The following is a 15,877-nucleotide window of genomic DNA, read 5'->3' on the forward strand; positions in this document are numbered from 1 at the left end:
GTCAAACGTGATGCTGCGGAACAACGATATGGTCCGCGTGTTCGCGCGCGAGGACAGCAAGGTATTCATGATCGGCGAACTCTCGCATCCGACCACGCTGTTCCTGCGCAATGGCGAACTTTCGCTTAACGAAGCACTCGGCGATGCGGGCGGGGTGAACCAGCAGTCGGGCAATTCGCAGGTCTACGTCGTGCGCAACATCACGGCCGACACGCATCAGGTCTTCCATCTCGATGCATCGAATCCGACCGCGCTCGCGCTCGCGGAGAACTTCGAGCTGAAGGCGAAGGACGTCGTGTTCGTCGACACGGCGTCAGTCGTGCGCTGGAGCCGTGTCATCAACAACGTGCTGCCGAGCGCGGAGGCCGCGTACTTCAGCCGAACCGCGTATGGCGTGCAATGAACACGATCCTCGTGCCATGCACCGACCGTCAGTGCCGCAGTCCGATGGTCGTCGCAATCTTCGCGCGCGCTGCCGGCGAGCCCGCATTTCGCCAAGCGTTGCAAGCAACTCATTGAAGCAGGAGCCGTACTGTGGATCGACCGTCTAACCCGTCTCACAAGCAGCCCGGTAACGAAGGGCGCAGCCTGAGGGTCGCCAGCATCAATACGGTGCCCACCGTCGAACCGGTGGCCGGCGGCCCCATCGATGCGAGCGCATTCATCGACACGCTCTACGGGAGCCGCTGGCTGATCGCCGGGCTCACGTGCCTGACGACCGCGATCGCGATCTGCTATGCGGTGTTTGCCGCGCCGGTGTACCAGTCGGACATCCTGATCCAGGTCGAGGACAATCCGAACTCGCCGAACGATGCGCTGTCGAGCGTGTCGCAGCTGTTCGCGATCAAGTCCGAAGCCTCGGACGAGGTCGAAATCCTCGAGTCGCGGCTCGTGCTCACGCCCACGGTCCGCAACCAGGGACTCACGATCAACGTCGAGCCGCAACGCTTTCCGGTGTTCGGCCGCTGGTGGTCGACCATGCAGAAAGGCCTGTCGACGCCGGGCATCTTCGGGCACGGCGGCTACGTGTGGGCGCAGGAGCATGCGGCGGTCGCGACCTTCGATCCGCCGGCCGCGCTCTACGGCAAGCCGTTCAAACTCATCGCGGGTCCGAACGGCCAGTACACGATCGAGAACGATCACGCGGGCATCCGCGTGACCGGCCACGTCGGCCAGCCGCTCACGGTGCAGACTGTCGATGGTCCGCTGACGGCCGACGTCACGTCTATTTACGCACAGCCCGGCGGCACCTTCATGCTCACACGCGTCTCCGAAGTCACGGCGGTCGAGACGCTGCAAGGGGCAATGCGCGTCGCGCAGAGCGGCAAGGACTCAGACGTGATCCAGGCGAGCCTGCAGGGCCGCGACCCGGCTCAGACCAGCGCGGTGCTCACGGAGATCGGCCACCAGTACATCGCGCAGAACATCGAGCGCAAGTCCGCCGAGGCCGAGAAGTCGCTCGCGTTCCTCAACGAACAGTTGCCGCAGCTCAAGCGCCAGCTCGAAGATTCGGAGAGCGCGTACAACCAGTTCCGCGCGAACAACCAGACGATCGACCTCACCCAGGAAGGCGCGGCGGTGCTTCAGCAGACGGTCGACGCGCAGAACAAGCTCGCCGATCTCGAACAGAAGCGCAACGAGCTGACCGCACGCTTCACCGACAACCACCCTGCCGTGATCGCGATTCTCAATCAGGAGGCCGTGCTCAGACAGCGGCTCGACCAGATCGACACGAAGACGCGCCAGCTGCCGCAGCTCGAACAGACCGAGCTGCGTCTGCAGCGCGACGTGCAGGTCAACACCGATCTCTACACGGGCCTGCTCAACAGCGCCGAGCAGTTGCGGCTCGCGCGCGCGGGCAAGACCGGCAACGCGCGGCTCGTCGATACAGCCGTCGTATCGGAGATTCCCGTCAAGCCGAACCGCAAGCTCGTGGTCATACTCGGCGCGGCGGTCGGCCTGTTCGGCGGCTGCCTGATCGCGTGGCTGCGCCGGCAACTGGCGCAGGCCATCATGCATGCGCGCGATATCGAACGCGATACCGGCCTGCCGGTCTACGCGAGCGTGCCGCACAGCAAGCTGCAGCGCGCCCGCGACACGCGCATGTGGACGCCGGCGCAGGCCGGCAAGGTTTCGCTGCTCGCGCATACCGACGGCGACAGCCTGCCGATCGAGGCGCTGCGCAGCTTCCGCACGGCGCTCCAGTTCGTGCTGCTCGAAGCAAGCAACAATATCGTGCTGATGTCCGGGCCGACTCCGGGCGTCGGCAAGTCGTTCACCTCGGCCAATCTCGCCGCCGTGCTCGCGAACTCGCAGCAGCGCGTGCTGCTGATCGACGCCGATATGCGCGACGGCGACCTGCACCGCCATTTCGGCCAGCGCGAAGGCCCGGGGCTCGCCGATCTGATCGCGCACGACAAGCCGTTCGAGGAGCTCGTCCATCGCGCGGTGCTGCCGCGCCTCGACGTGCTTGCCCGCGGCGTGCCGCCGAGCAATCCGTCGGAAATGCTGATGAGCAAGCGCTTCACGCACTTTGTCAGCGAAATCTCGAGACAGTACGACGTCGTGCTGATCGACACGCCGCCGGTGCTCGCGGTCGCCGACGTCGGTTCGCTCGGCCAGCTCGCGGGCTCAGCGTTCCTCGTGGTGCGCCAGGGTTCGACGACCCTCGCGCAGATCAAGGAATCGGCCAAGCGTCTCGCGCACGTCGGCGTCACGCTCGACGGGCTCGTGCTCAACGACGTGAAGCCGCGCCCCGGCGACAAGACCTACGGCTACGGCATGTACACCTATCCGGGCGCACGCGCCCACGCAAAGGCCTGACCCATGACGCTTCGCACCTCACGCCCCGCGCGCCGGGCGGCCTGCTGGTTCGGGCTCGGCGCGTGTCTGCTGCCGGCCGTCGCCACCGCGCTGACGCTTCATGTGAGCGCCGCCGCAACCGATACGCCAGCCGATGCGCAGGCGAACGCCGCCAGCGCGCCCACCCAGGCGAGCGGCGACATCGGGCTGCGCGCAGCGGTTGCCGTGCTCGCCGCGCGCAAGTCGCGCTTCACGGGCGGCAACGTCGATCGTGTCGACATCGTGCTCGGTGCAGGGACCTACCGGCTCGCGCAACCGCTGCAGATCCAGCTGGACCCGAGCTGGCACGGCACGCCCGTGACCCTGTCGGGCGCGGGCGCAAGCCGCACCATTCTGTCGGGCGCGCAGATCGTGCGCGGCTTTCATGCGCCGGGCGCGGACGACACAGCGGCCGCGCGCCTGCCGGCCGCCGCGCGCGGTCATGTACTCGTCGCGAAACTCGCGGACAGCGGCATCGACGATGCGGGCACGTTCGAGCGCCAGGGCTTCGGCATCCGCGTGACGCCCGCGCCGCTCGACCTGTACTATCGCGGCGAGCCGCAGACGCTCGCGCGCTGGCCGAACCAGGGTTTCGCGACGATCGCGTCGCTGCCCGGCGGCGAGAAGGGCACGAGCTTCACGGTCGCGGGCGCGCCGCTCGATGCGCTCAAGGCCGAACCCGACCTGCGCGCGATGGGATACTGGGCGCGCGACTGGGCCGATACGACGCTGCCCGTCGAATCGGTCGATCCGGCCTCGGGCACGGTCACGCTCGCCGCGCCGGCTCCCGCGTTCGGCATGAAGACCGGCCAGCGCATGGTGTTCGAGAACGCGCTGTCGCAACTCGACCGGCCCGGCGAGTGGTATCTCGACCGCGCGACGATGACGGTCTACTTCTGGCCGCCCGCGCCGCTGCGTGACGGCGACGTCGAAGCGTCGGTCAGCAACCAGTTGCTGGTCGCGACGTCCGCGTCGAACCTGACCATTCACGACCTCGGCTTCGAGAACACGCGCGGCAACGCGATCGAGATCACCGGCGGCCAGAATGTCGAGATCGATCACGCGACGGTGCGCAACGCAGGCAGCGTCGCGGTCTGGTCGACCGCGAGCAACAGCCACTACCGCTTCATGAACGTGTCGAACACGGGCACCGGCGGCTTCGTGATCTACGCGGGCAATCGCCAGACACTCGCGGCCGGCAACGTGACGATCGAAGACAGCGTGATCCACGACTACGCGCTGCGTTCGCACGCGTACCGGCCCGCGATCGGCATCTCGGGCGTCGGCGACCGGGTCGAGCGCAACCATATCTACAACGGTCCGCACGCGGCGATCATTTTCGGCGGCAACGACCATGTGATTGCCGGCAACGAAGTCGACCACGTCGCGAGGGAATCCGACGACACCGGCGCGATCTACACGGGCCGCGACTGGACCGCGCGCGGCACGCTGATCGAAGGCAACTTCCTGCACGACATCGGCAGCGCCGCGAAGCCGGAAGCGACGATGGGCATCTATCTCGACGACCAGGGCAGCGGCATCACGATCCGGCGCAATGTGTTCTCGAAGGTGAATCAGGCGATCTTCATCGGCGGCGGGCGCGACAACCTCGTCGAGGACAATCTGTTCGTCAACTGCACGCCCGCGATTCATGTCGATTCGCGCGGACTCTCGTGGCAGAAGGGCCTCGCGGACGATCCGAACGGGCAGTTGCGGCATCAGCTCGCGGTCGTCCACTACAACCAGCCGCCCTACTCGACGCGCTACCCGGCCCTCGCGATGCTGCTCGACGATGCGCCCGGCGCGCCGAAGGGCAATGTGCTGCGCCGCAATGTGGTGATCGGCGGCAAGGCGACCTCGATCGATTTGCGCGCAACACCGTATATCGATGTCGGACCGGTGTTCGGCGCGAGCGACGTGACGTTCGTGAAGGCGATGTCCGACGCACAGCGCAGCACGTTCGCCGATCTGCAGATCGCACCGTCTTCGCCCGCGCTGCACGAGGGCTTCCAGTTGTCGCCGTTCCGCGCGATCGACGCAACGGGTGCCCGCAAACAATCGACAGCAGGGAGCGAGTAACACCCAGGACGCAGCAACGATGCACGACGCGCCTTACCGGCGGGGGATCCGCAGGGGGCTTCACTTGGGACACGCAACATCATGCGCTTCAGACAAGACATCAATGCCCTAAGAGGAGTGGCGGTTGCGCTCGTCGCGCTGTTCCACTTCCGCGTGCCGGGCTTCAACGGCGGCTTTATCGGTGTCGATGTGTTCTTCGTCATCTCCGGCTATCTGATGACGGCGATCATCGTCGGCCGCCTCGACAACGCGCGTTTCAGCCTCTGGGATTTCTACGTCGCGCGCTTCACGCGGATCGTGCCCGCGCTCGCGGTGCTCGGCGCGGTGCTGATGGTGTTCGGCTGGTTCTATCTGGACCAGCGTGCGTACAAGAACCTCGCCGAACATGTGGGCGCGGCGCTGACCTTCATCGCGAACGCCGTGTACTGGCGCGAAGCCGGCTATTTCGACGTCTCCTCGCAGACCAAGTGGATGCTGCATACGTGGTCGCTCGCGGTCGAGTGGCAGTTCTACATGGTGTATCCGATCATCCTGATGCTCGCCGCACGCGTGTTCGGCAACAAGCGCGGCGTCTACCAGGTGCTGCTCGTGCTGATCGGGCTCGTCTCGTTCGCGCTCGCCCCGGTGGTCGCGCGCAACAACCCCGCAGCCGACTTCTTCCTGCTGCCGACGCGCGCCTGGGAAATGGTGGCCGGCGGTCTCGTGATGCTCAACGCCCAGCGCTTCGCGTTCGGCGCGCGCACCGCCGCGACACTGCAGACCATCGGTCTCGCCGCGATCGTCTTCGCGGGTCTCCGCTTCACCGACGGCTACGACTGGCCCGGCGTCATGACGCTCGTGCCGGTGCTCGGCGCGGCGCTCGTGATTCTCGCGGCCGCGAACGACAGTGTGTTTTCGTCGTTCGTGCCGCTGCAACTGCTCGGCCGCTGGTCGTATTCGATCTATCTGTGGCACTGGCCGCTGACCGTGCTGATCCGCTACCTCGACCTGCCGAGCCACGACCCGATGGTGATCACGATCGGACTCGCGCTGTCGGTGCTGCTCGGCTTCGTCTCGTACGAACTCGTCGAACGCCGCGCCGCGGGCCTGCGCGAACGTTTCGGCCTGCGCGGCCTCGGTACGCTCGCCACGGTGCCGGTCGCGGTGGTGCTCGCCTGCGCGGGCGTCACCCTCGCGAACGGCGCGGCCCTGCGATTGCCGAATCAGGTCAGGCTGGTCGCCGCCGAGAGCACCGATATCGATCCGCGCCGCACCGAGTGCCTGATGGACAGCGTGCAGCGCATGCAGGACGGCGCCGGCGAGATCGGCTGCAAATACGGCGAATCGCCGAAGATCGGCGCGATCGTCTGGGGCGACAGTCACGGCAACGCGATCATTCCGGGTGTCGTCGCGGCGGCGGCGGATGCCCGCGAGAGCGTGATGTTCTACGGCACATCCGGCTGCCCGCCGTTGGTCGGCGCGAGCCTGTTCGGCAAGTACACCGAGGAGCCGTGCCGCCTCTTCGCGAAGCGCGTCGCCGGCGACCTCAAGCAGTACGCGCCGAACGTGCCGGTCATCGTCGTCGCGCGGTTCTCGATGTATGTCGACGGCAAGAACCTCGGCGCCGACCCGACCATCCTGATCGGCTATGACGGCGAACGGCCGCTGAGCGACCCCGTCCAGCGCCGCCTGCGCTATGCAAGTTTCCTGACCAACGATCTCTGCGCACTCGCGAAGAGCCGGCCGGTCTATGTGCTGATGCCGATCCCCGAGATGGACGAGAACGTGCCGAACACGCTCGCCAAGTCGATGATCTTCGGCAAGCACACGGAAGACGTGTCGATCGCCGAAACCGACTACTACAAGCGCAATGCCGTCGCGCGCACGGCGATCGAGGATGCCGCGGCGAACTGCGGCGTCAGGACGCTCGACCCGCTGCCCTATCTATGCCGCGATGGCCGCTGCTACGGTTCGCAGGCGCTGATTCCGCTTTATGTCGACGGCGACCACCTGAGCGCACGCGGCAGCCGGCGGCTGAGCCCGCTGTTCCGCCCACTTTTCGATGCGAGCTGATTCGACCATGTCCACTCCCCAACCCTCGGTAGGACGCAACGCGCGCTGGCTCGCCACCGCGCAGATCGCGAGGAGCGTGATCCAGCTCATCGGTCTCGCGATCCTCTCGCGTCTGCTGAGCCCGGCCGACTTCGGCGTGATGGCGCTTGCAACCATCGTGACCAACTTCGCGGGCCTGCTGCGCGACATGGGCACGGGTCCCGCGCTGATCCGCAGCCGCGACATGTCGCCGACGCTCGTGAACTCGGTGTTCTGGGTCAACATCGGCGCGGGCACGGCGATCGCGCTCGCGATCGTCGCGTTCTCGGTGCCGCTTGCGCGGCTGTTCAACTCGGGCTCGCTCAGCCACGTGCTCTGCTGGCTGGCGCTGACCTTCCCGATCATGAGCTTCGGCGCCGCGCACCAGGCGCTGCTCGAACGCGCGTCGCAGTTCCGCACGGTCGCACGCTCCGACGTGCTCTCGTACACGAGCGGCATGGTCGCGGCGATCGTCTCCGCGTATTTCGGTCTCGGGCTCACGAGCCTCGTCGTGCAGGCGCTCGTGCAGTCGAGCATGTCGTCGCTGCAGATGTACCTCGCGTCGCCGTGGCGCCCGACGCTGCGCTGGGACCTCAAGGAAGTCCGCGAGATCTTCGGCTTCTCGTCGAACCTCACGCTGTCGAACTTCGTGATCTACCTGAACCGCAACACCGACTCGATGATCGTCGGCAAGGTGCTCGGCGCGGTCGCGCTCGGCCCCTACTCGCTCGCGTTCAAGATCATGCTCTACCCGCTGCAGAGCGTCGCATACGTCGCCGCCAAGGCGCTTTATCCAGTGCTCAGCGCGAATCAGACCGATCCCGACAAGCAGCGCGCGAGCTATCTGCAAAGCGTGTCGTTCGTCGCGCTGATCACCGCACCGCTGATGGGCGGCCTCGTCGCGCTGCGCGAGCCGTTCATCGCGGTCGCGCTCGGCGCCAAATGGGCGAGCGTCGCGCCGCTGCTCGTCTGGCTCGCGCCGGTCGGCTTCGTGCAGTCGGTATTGAGCACCGCGCCCGCGGTGTTCATGGTCAAGGGCCGCACCGACTGGCTGCTGATGCTCAATTTCTGCGTCGCGATGCTGCATATCGCGTGCTGGCTGATCGGTGCGCACTTCGGGGGGCTGCAGGGCATCGCCGCGGGTTATCTGGTCGCCTCGCTCGCGAGTACGCCGATCCACCTCGGCGTGACCGCGCGGTTGCTCGACATGCCGTTCAGCGCGCTCTTTCGCGCGTTGCGCTGGCAGGTCGTGCTCGGCGTCGGTGTCTGCCTCTTTGCGACGGTCGCAAGCCGCGCGATCGGTCCGCTCGACTGGCCGGCCCTCGCGCGTTTGATTGTCGCGGGTCTCGTCGGGGTCGCCTACGGCCTCTGGCACATCAGCCGTTTCAATCCCGACCAGATGCTCGTGCTGCGCCGCGTGCTGCGCTTCGCCTGAACCATGAGGACTTATCGATGAACTCACCCCTGGTAACCGCGGTCATCCCGACCTACCGCCGCGCCAAGATGGTCCGCCGCGCGGTCGAAACCGTGCTCGCGCAAGACTACCCGGCACTCGAGGTAATCGTGGTCGACGACAACACCGATCCGGCCGAGCAGCAGGCGGTGCGCGACGCGCTCGCCGGCCTCGGCGAAAACGTGCTCGTGATTCCCAATGCACGCAGCAAAGGCGCATGCGGCGCGCGCAACACCGGCATCCTGCGCGCGCGCGGCGAATGCATCGCGTTCCTCGACGACGACGACCTGTGGATGCCCGGCAAGATCCGCGAGCAGGTCGCACTGCTCGAACGCACGCCCTACGTCGCCGCGCTGTGCCACTACATCGACGTCGACGTCGAGTTCAATCACGCGCGGCGCTGCCGCCCGAGCGCGCCGGTGCTCACGCGCACGCAGGCGCTCGGCGGCGAGTGCCCGACCTCGACGAGCCTCGTGCTGGTCAGGAAGGCCGTGCTCGTCGACGCGGGCCTGTTCGACGAAACGCTGCCGAGCTTCCAGGATTTCGACATGTGGCTGCGCTGCCTGTCGTTCGGCGATTTCGGCTATGTCGACGACGCGCTCGTGACCTTCATCCAGCACGCGGGCGACCGCACCAGCGTGAACCTGCAGCGGCGCATGGCCGGCCTCGCCGCGATCGAAAAGAAGTGGGGCGCCGAGATGAACGCGCATACCGACTTCGCGGCATTCCGGCGGCGCATCCAGGTCGACGCGCTGGTCGCGAACGGCAAGGCGCGGCTCGGTACGAGCTATTTCGCCGCGGTCGACTATTTCACGCGCGCGCTGATCGCCGACCGCGGTTCGCGGCGCACCGCGTTCTGGCTCGCGATCGGCCTGCTCGGCGCGCGCGGCGGCAAGGCGCTGTACGGCCGGCTGCTCAGCATGCGGCACGTCGAGACCGTCGAGGTCACCGCATGAACGCGGCCATGCGTTGCTCAACGGGAGGCTCGCGATGAAACGCATCGGCGCGCACATGATCGCGGACCTGCGCGCGAACCCGTTCGCGCATGGGCTGATTCTGATGGTGCCCGCGATCCAGTTCGGGCTCAGCTATTTCGCGTCGGTTTCCGCGGCCCTGTTCATCGCGCTCGCGGCGCACATGCGCATGCGCATCACGCCGCTGACGACCGGCATCGTCATGATCGCCGTGTCGCTCAGCCTGATCTGGAACACGCTCTTCCTGCCCGACTTTCCCAATATGCCGCGCGAAGCGCGGCTTGTGGTCGGCATGCTGCTGCTCGCGTGGGGACTGGCCGGTCAGCCGCGTCACGACATCGCGAAGTTCAACGGCTGGTGGCCGCTGCTGATGCTGGTCGCGCTGGCCGTCGCGGCACTGCTGCAGTCCGTCGCGGGCCGCAAGGGCATTTCGCTCTACGTGCCGACCAAGTTCTTCGTCAACGACAACGACACCGCGCTCGCGTCCGCGTGGGTCGAACAGGCGCGCGAGCACGGCTACGACTTCAAGCTGCGCGCGACGGCGAGCTTCTCCGAGCCGTCGTATCTCGGCGGCGTCAGCCTGTTCCTGAACTTCATCTGCCTGCATACGCTGCGCGGCCGCGCGCGGCTTGCCGCGAACGGCACGGCGCTGGTCGCCTGCCTCATCGCGCAGACCATGTTCGGGCTGCTCGCAAACCTGATCATCATGTTCGCGTTCTACCACCGCCACCTCAACAAAAGTGTGATGCTCTGCCTCGCGGCGTTCGGGCTCGCGGCGCTCGCACTGCCGATTTTCGCGGCGGAGCCGAGCCGCATCGAACGGATTCTGTCTGGCGACGACGTATCGACGGGCCTGCGCATATTCCAACCGTTCGAGGTGTTGAACCAGGTGCTGTTCCACGCGCCGTTCGGGGTGCCGGAGACGACGTCGCTCGAGTACTTCATCCGCAATGGCCTCGCCGAGCGGTTCGCGGACGCGCCGGTTCAGAACGGCGTATTCAATGTGCTGTTCGCGTACGGCTGGCTCGGCTTCGCGGTGATGTGGATGCTCCTGCGCACAGCAGGCGGCGGCATCTACGCACTGTTCCTGCTGCTGCTGTTTTGCCAGAACGGCGCATCGCTCGACTTCGACAAGATCGTGATGGTGACTTTCGCAATTCATATCGCGCGCCACGTCCGCGCGACGACGACCGATCTCCATGCGCTGACCCGTCTGACGGAGCCGCGCATGCGCGGCGCCGGCGACCGGCGTGCCGTGTCCCACCCTTCGGTTCAGAACCTATGAACGCTCGCCAGTTCTTCTTCGCGCCGGTCGTCCTGTCCCGCTATAACCGCGTCAACGGCACCGCGTTTCCCGTCAACGCCGCTTCCAACAAGGTGATGGGCATGACGGCCGGAGTCCGCAGCCAGGCGCGCGCGTCGTTTATCGTGAGCTCGCCGATCGTCACCGCGAGCGCGAGCCGGCGCTACTTCGGCGGTTTCGTCTGCCGCGACCAGCAGCTCGCCTGCGCCTATCTGCCGGCGATCAGCGCGCGCGGACTGAACCGCATGTTTGCCGCGCTCGTCTATCTGGGCTTTGCGCTGCGGCATATCCAGCGCGGCGACGGCGTGGTGTTTTACAACTATTTTCCCGAATACGTGCCGGTCGCACTCTTCCTGCGCTGGCGGCTCGGCCGCGACAAGATCGTGATGGATCTCGAAGACGGTCCGCGCGCCGATGAAAAGAGCCTGCGCGGCTACCTGACCCGTTTCAGCCTGCGCCTGTTGTCGCGCGTCTGCAGCCCGCGCGCGATCGTGGTGTCGCGGCAGCTCGCCAACGTGATGAAGATCGACGACGTATGCGTGGTCAACGGCGTGTCGCCCGACATCGGGCCGCGGCGCCCGGCGTTCGGCGCGCGCGTCACCTTCCTCTATGGCGGCTCGATCAGCATCGACACCGGTCTGGACCTGTTCGCCGCGGCCCTGCGCACGCTTGCGCGCACGCGGCCCGAGCTTGCCGCGCGCACGCACTTCGTGGTCACCGGTTTCGGCGGCGGCGCACAGCTTGCGGCGCTCGCGCGCGAACTCGCGCCGACCGGTTTCACGCTCGACGTGCGTCAGGACACCGGTCCCGACGAATACAAGCAGATTCTCGCGGGCGCCGATGTCGGCCTGTCGCTGAAGCTGCCGGATAGCGCACTCAATGCGACGACGTTCCCGTCGAAGGTGATCGAGCTCGCGAGCCACGGCCTGCTCGTGCTGACCACCGACATCAGCGATATCCCGCTGCTGTTCGACCGCGACACCGCGGCGATCTTGCCGGATGCGCAGGCGGCAACGCTCGCGAACCTGCTTGCCGAGATCGTCGCCGATCCCGAACGGTATGCGCAAATCGCCGCCGCCGGGCAGCGCAGGATTGTCGAGCGGTGCAGCCGCCGGTCAGTCGGACGGCGTCTCGTCGAATTTCTCAACGTCACCCCGGAACTGAGCACGCGATGAAACGCATCCTCGACGCGCTACGCAACCCCGTGGCGAACCTTGCACTCGCAATCCTGCCGGCGACGCACTGCTTCGCGTTCAAACGCGCTTTGCTCAATGCGCTGGGCTTCGAGATCGGCGTCGGCTGCAAGCTGACGGGCGGCGTCAAGTTCTATGGCCGCGGCCGGATCGCGATCGGCGAGCAAACCTGGATCGGACTCGGTACGTTGTTTATCGTCGCGCCCGATGCGGCCATCGTGATCGGCGCGCGCTGCGACATCGCGCCGCGCGTGATCTTTCACACCGGTTCGCACCGGATCGGCGACCGGCGCCGGCGCGCAGGCGAAGGCTATTCGCAGCCGATCACGGTCGCCGACGGCAGTTGGGTCGGCACCGGCTCCGTGCTGCTCGGCGGCTCGTCCGTCGGCAGCGCGTCGATTCTCGGAGCGGGTGCGATGCTGCTGCCCGGCGACTACCCGGCCGATACCCTGCTCGCCGGCTGCCCGGCGACGATCAAGAGGGCACTCACATGAACGCGCCAGCACCCGTCTATTCGCGAATCGTGTTCTGGGAACCGTGCGTCTCGCCGCATAAGTCGGCGTTTATCAATGCGGTCGCCGAGCGCTTCGGGCCCGCCGTCGAAGTCAGCTGCGTCGCGCACGAAGGCGTGCCCGAGGACCGCAAGGCGCTCGGCTGGGGCGACGGCTCGGCGGCGTTGCCGCCGACCGTGGTCGCGCCGTCCGACGACGAGATCGCCAGCATCGTGCAACGCGGCGGCGACCGCTGCCTGCACGTGTTCTCGGGCATTCGCTGGTTTCACACGCTGACCACCGCGCTCGCCATCGTGCAACGCGACCGGCGCGCGTTCGCGATCATGTCGGAGCCGCGCGAGAACGAAGGTCTCGCGGGCGCGGTCCGCTACATCCAGTCCTGGCTGACCGAAGCCGCGTTGCGCCGCCGCGTGCAGTTCGTGCTCGCGATCGGCCGGCACGGTCCGCCGTGGTTCCGTTCGGTCGGTTACCGGCGCGAACGGGTGTTTCCGTTCGCCTACTTTCTGCCAGAGCCGGCGGAGCTCGACGCGCCGCGCGCGAGCGATGCGCAATTGCGCATCGCCTACGTCGGCCGGCTCAGCGAGAAGAAAGGCGCGCACCTGCTGGTGCCGGCGATGCGCGAACTCGGGCGTCCCGCGCGCCTCACGCTGATCGGCGACGGCGACCTGCGCGAGCGCATCGCCGCGGAGGCCAGCGCGGCCGGCGTCGAGACCGAGTTCTGCGGCGTGCTGCCGATCGAACAGGTGCAGCGCCGCATGCTCGATTTCGATGTCCTCGTGCTGGTATCCATCTGCAAGGACGGCTGGGGCGCGGTCGTCAGCGAAGCGATGATGGCGGGCGCGGCGGTCGTCGCCACGCATTGGGTCGGCGCGTCGATCCTGCTCGACAGTCCGGACAACGGCCGCGTCGTGCCGCCTGGCGACAGTCGCGCGATCACCGCCGCAATCAACGACCTCGAAGCGAGCGGCGCGCTGTCGCCGCGCTCGCGTCATAGGCGGATGCAATGGGCGCGCGAACGTTTGTCGGCGCACGCCGGCGCGTCGTACTTCGAACAGATCGTCCGGCATCGGATCGCCGGCGCGCCGCGGCCGAAGGAGTTCTATCTGTGAAGCCACTCGATTCGCCTGTCCAACATGACCGGCAGCGTGATGCAGGCGATGCCGACGCGGCTCGCCCGTATGCGGCGCCGCCCTTGCCTCACGGACCCGTGTCTTCGCTTCCGCTCTCTTCCGTGCCGCCGCTCGCGACTGCGTCAGCCGCGACCCGCGGCCCGCTGCGCGTGCTGCATATCCTGCCGTCGCTCGATCCGCGCCTGGGCGGCGTCGCCGAAGCGGTCGTGCAGCTCGTGAGGCATATGACGCCGCTTGGCTGCGCGAGCGAAGTCGTGACGCTCGATGCCCCCGATGGGCCCGCTTTCGACCGCGTCGAGGCGCCGGTGCATCGCGTCGGGCCGGGTCGCGGCTTCTATGGCCTGAGTCTGCCGCTCGTGCGCTGGCTGCGCGCCAACCGCGCGCGCTTCGATGCGTTCGTGGTGCACGGCATCTGGCAATTTCACAGCGTCGCCGCGTGGTCCGGCGTGGTCGGCTCGCGCACGCCGCTGTTCGTGTTCCCGCATGGCATGCTCGACCCGTGGTTCCAGCATACCTACCCGAAAAAGCACCTCAAGAAGCGCATCTACTGGGCCTTGCTCGAACAGTGGGTATTCAATCGCGCCGAACGTGTGCTGTTCACCTGCGAGACCGAACTCGAGCTCGCACGCCGGCCGTTTCTCAACGACCGGCACCGGCTCGCGGTCAACGGTTTTGGCATCGACTCGGTGCCCGACGACGACGAGGTTCCGGCGCATGCATTCCGCGACGCGTTTCCCGAGGTCCGCGACAAACGCGTGTTGCTGTTCCTCTCACGCATCCACGAAAAGAAAGGATGCGACCTGCTGATCGACGCGTTCGCGGATATCGCGGCCCATGACCGCGACCTGTGCCTCGTGATCGCGGGGCCCGGCGAACCCGCTTTGCTCAATCAGCTCAAAAGCGTGGCCGCGGCGCGCGGCATCGCCGACCGCATTGTCTGGACCGGCATGCTCGGCGGCGTGCTCAAGTGGAGCGCGTTGCGCACGGCGGAGGTGTTCGTGCTGCCGTCGCACCAGGAGAATTTCGGCATCGCGGTGGTCGAGGCGATGGCCTCGCGCACGCCGGTGATCATCACCAACAAGGTCAATATCTGGCGCGAGATCGAAGCGTCGGGCGGCGGCTGGGTCTGCGACGATACGCGTGACAGCGTGGCCGACGCGCTGCGGCGCTGGGCGCTCGATACGACGGCAAGCACACGCGAAGCGATGCGCGACACGGCGCTCGCCTGCTATCAGCGTCATTTCCGGATCGAGACGGCCGCACGTCAACTGGTCGGCAGCGTGAGCCTCGTGTCCTCTTCCAGGAAGCGTTAGCCCTATGAAAGCGATGACTTTGCGCATCACCCTGGCCGCGATATCAGGTGTCGGTTTCGCATGCGCGTTGGCCGCGGTGGCGTCGCTCGTGCCCGCGAGTGCGGTTGCGCAAAGCCAGAGCTTCGGACAAAGCCACAAGAGCGGCTTCAGTGGTATGGGCGGCATGTCCTCGTCGTCGAGCATGGGTTCATCGGGCGGCACGGGCCTGTCGTCGCAAGGGAGCAGCTTCGGCCACTCATCCGGCTCGTCGGCCGGCGGCTTCGGCAGCAGCTCGGGCGGCGGATTCGGACAGCACGGTTCCGGCGGTTCGTCGATGGGTTCCGGTGCGGGCGGCTCGCAAGGCTCGAGCGGCCTGGGGGGCAATCATGCCGGTTCGTCGGGTTCGCAGACGGGAGCATCCGGCAACAAGGCGTCGCAACTGAAGCTGAAGCCGGCAAGCGAAGCAGCGGCGTCCTCGTCGCAGACACATAGCGTGTACGACTACTCCTTTGGCGCCGACAACATCGGACGCAACGGGGATTCGATCTATAAATCGCCAGCCGATGTCGCGCCGACCGACAACTACACGTTCGGCGCAACCAATACTCAATAAGCGGGTGTCACATGCTTACCTTGCGTGATTTCACTGCGCGCGCGGACAGTCGGCCGGAAGATCGCGCCGCCGCCGACGCCGGCCTGTGCGCCGAAGCAACGCGGCAGCATGCGCAATTGGCGGCACACGGCGATATCCTGGCGGGTGACGGAGATTTTGGTGCGGGCAATACCGTTCATACTCATTGCGTCTTTGCGTCGACACATTGCGAGGTTCGATGAAGATTCCTGTTCGCGGCATCCACTACGCGCCGGCACGCTCAGGAATCGGCCGCTACATCGTCGACGTGCCCGCGTCGCTCGCTGCGCCCTCGCGTGCAAGCGTGCCCGGCGAGTTCGAGGCGACCCTGCGTGCGCGACCTGTGCGGGGATGCGCGGCGCCGCGAAGCATCGACAGCCATCAAGACCTTCGTAAGGA

12 protein-coding genes and 1 pseudogene are annotated in these 15,877 nt (G+C 66.9%); 12 read left to right on the plus strand and 1 reads right to left on the minus strand.

What is annotated here, in order from left to right:
• The 12 genes and pseudogenes from HV675_RS08965 to HV675_RS09020 all read left to right on the plus strand — a co-directional run.
• Nucleotides 1–403 (plus strand): annotated as a pseudogene (locus tag HV675_RS08965) (polysaccharide biosynthesis/export family protein); the annotation flags it as partial.
• Nucleotides 404–534: 131 nt separating this feature from the next.
• Nucleotides 535–2,823 (plus strand): polysaccharide biosynthesis tyrosine autokinase, encoded by a 2,289-nt coding sequence (locus tag HV675_RS08970; RefSeq protein ID WP_175110539.1) that lies wholly within the window; start codon nt 535–537, stop codon nt 2,821–2,823.
• A gap of 3 nt (nt 2,824–2,826) precedes the next feature.
• A complete protein-coding gene (locus tag HV675_RS08975; RefSeq protein ID WP_175110540.1) occupies nt 2,827–4,920 on the plus strand; it encodes a right-handed parallel beta-helix repeat-containing protein in 2,094 nt (697 codons plus the stop codon).
• An 81-nt stretch (nt 4,921–5,001) separates the two neighbouring features.
• Nucleotides 5,002–6,972 (plus strand): acyltransferase family protein, encoded by a 1,971-nt coding sequence (locus tag HV675_RS08980; protein WP_175110541.1) that lies wholly within the window; start codon nt 5,002–5,004, stop codon nt 6,970–6,972.
• Nucleotides 6,973–6,979: 7 nt separating this feature from the next.
• Nucleotides 6,980–8,425, plus strand: coding sequence for a lipopolysaccharide biosynthesis protein (locus HV675_RS08985; protein WP_175110542.1), 1,446 nt, complete (start codon nt 6,980–6,982; stop codon nt 8,423–8,425).
• Nucleotides 8,426–8,442: 17 nt separating this feature from the next.
• Nucleotides 8,443–9,399: a glycosyltransferase family 2 protein gene (locus HV675_RS08990; protein WP_175110543.1), complete on the plus strand. Its 957-nt coding sequence runs from the start codon at nt 8,443–8,445 to the stop codon at nt 9,397–9,399.
• A gap of 34 nt (nt 9,400–9,433) precedes the next feature.
• Nucleotides 9,434–10,702, plus strand: coding sequence for a hypothetical protein (locus tag HV675_RS08995; RefSeq protein WP_175110544.1), 1,269 nt, complete (start codon nt 9,434–9,436; stop codon nt 10,700–10,702).
• Nucleotides 10,699–11,895, plus strand: coding sequence for a glycosyltransferase family protein (locus HV675_RS09000; protein WP_175110545.1), 1,197 nt, complete (start codon nt 10,699–10,701; stop codon nt 11,893–11,895). Before HV675_RS08995 ends, HV675_RS09000 begins: the two co-directional genes overlap by 4 nt.
• The gene (locus HV675_RS09005) at nt 11,892–12,407 is read left to right on the plus strand and encodes an acyltransferase (RefSeq protein WP_175110546.1); all 516 of its coding nucleotides are present in this window, start codon (nt 11,892–11,894) and stop codon (nt 12,405–12,407) included. The genes HV675_RS09000 and HV675_RS09005 overlap by 4 nt, the downstream gene beginning before the upstream one ends.
• On the plus strand, nt 12,404–13,534 hold the full coding sequence (locus tag HV675_RS09010) for a glycosyltransferase (protein WP_175110547.1): 1,131 nt from the start codon (nt 12,404–12,406) through the stop codon (nt 13,532–13,534). Before HV675_RS09005 ends, HV675_RS09010 begins: the two co-directional genes overlap by 4 nt.
• A gap of 98 nt (nt 13,535–13,632) precedes the next feature.
• Nucleotides 13,633–14,868 (plus strand): glycosyltransferase, encoded by a 1,236-nt coding sequence (locus HV675_RS09015; RefSeq protein ID WP_175110548.1) that lies wholly within the window; start codon nt 13,633–13,635, stop codon nt 14,866–14,868.
• 4 nt (nt 14,869–14,872) lie between these two features.
• Nucleotides 14,873–15,460, plus strand: coding sequence for a hypothetical protein (locus tag HV675_RS09020; protein ID WP_175110549.1), 588 nt, complete (start codon nt 14,873–14,875; stop codon nt 15,458–15,460).
• Here the strand turns inward: HV675_RS09020 and HV675_RS09025 are convergent.
• Entirely contained in the window at nt 15,454–15,645 is a 192-nt protein-coding gene (locus HV675_RS09025; RefSeq protein ID WP_175110550.1) for a hypothetical protein, read from the minus strand. The genes HV675_RS09020 and HV675_RS09025 overlap by 7 nt on opposite strands.
• Nucleotides 15,646–15,877: the final 232 nt, after the last annotated feature.

This window comes from Paraburkholderia solisilvae (genome assembly GCF_902859875.1).
GTDB classification, from domain to species: Bacteria; Pseudomonadota; Gammaproteobacteria; order Burkholderiales; family Burkholderiaceae; genus Paraburkholderia; species Paraburkholderia solisilvae.

Bases quoted from the DNA above. Each gene is read 5' to 3' on its own strand.
- HV675_RS08975 (WP_175110540.1), top strand. From the start codon at position 2,827: ATGACGCTTCGCACCTCACGCCCCGCGCGCCGGGCGGCCTGCTGGTTC.
- HV675_RS08980 (WP_175110541.1), top strand. From the start codon at position 5,002: ATGCGCTTCAGACAAGACATCAATGCCCTAAGAGGAGTGGCGGTTGCG.
- HV675_RS08985 (WP_175110542.1), top strand. From the start codon at position 6,980: ATGTCCACTCCCCAACCCTCGGTAGGACGCAACGCGCGCTGGCTCGCC.
- HV675_RS08990 (WP_175110543.1), top strand. From the start codon at position 8,443: ATGAACTCACCCCTGGTAACCGCGGTCATCCCGACCTACCGCCGCGCC.
- HV675_RS08995 (WP_175110544.1), top strand. From the start codon at position 9,434: ATGAAACGCATCGGCGCGCACATGATCGCGGACCTGCGCGCGAACCCG.
- HV675_RS09000 (WP_175110545.1), top strand. From the start codon at position 10,699: ATGAACGCTCGCCAGTTCTTCTTCGCGCCGGTCGTCCTGTCCCGCTAT.
- HV675_RS09005 (WP_175110546.1), top strand. From the start codon at position 11,892: ATGAAACGCATCCTCGACGCGCTACGCAACCCCGTGGCGAACCTTGCA.
- HV675_RS09010 (WP_175110547.1), top strand. From the start codon at position 12,404: ATGAACGCGCCAGCACCCGTCTATTCGCGAATCGTGTTCTGGGAACCG.
- HV675_RS09020 (WP_175110549.1), top strand. From the start codon at position 14,873: ATGAAAGCGATGACTTTGCGCATCACCCTGGCCGCGATATCAGGTGTC.
- HV675_RS09025 (WP_175110550.1), bottom strand. From the start codon at position 15,645: ATGAGTATGAACGGTATTGCCCGCACCAAAATCTCCGTCACCCGCCAG.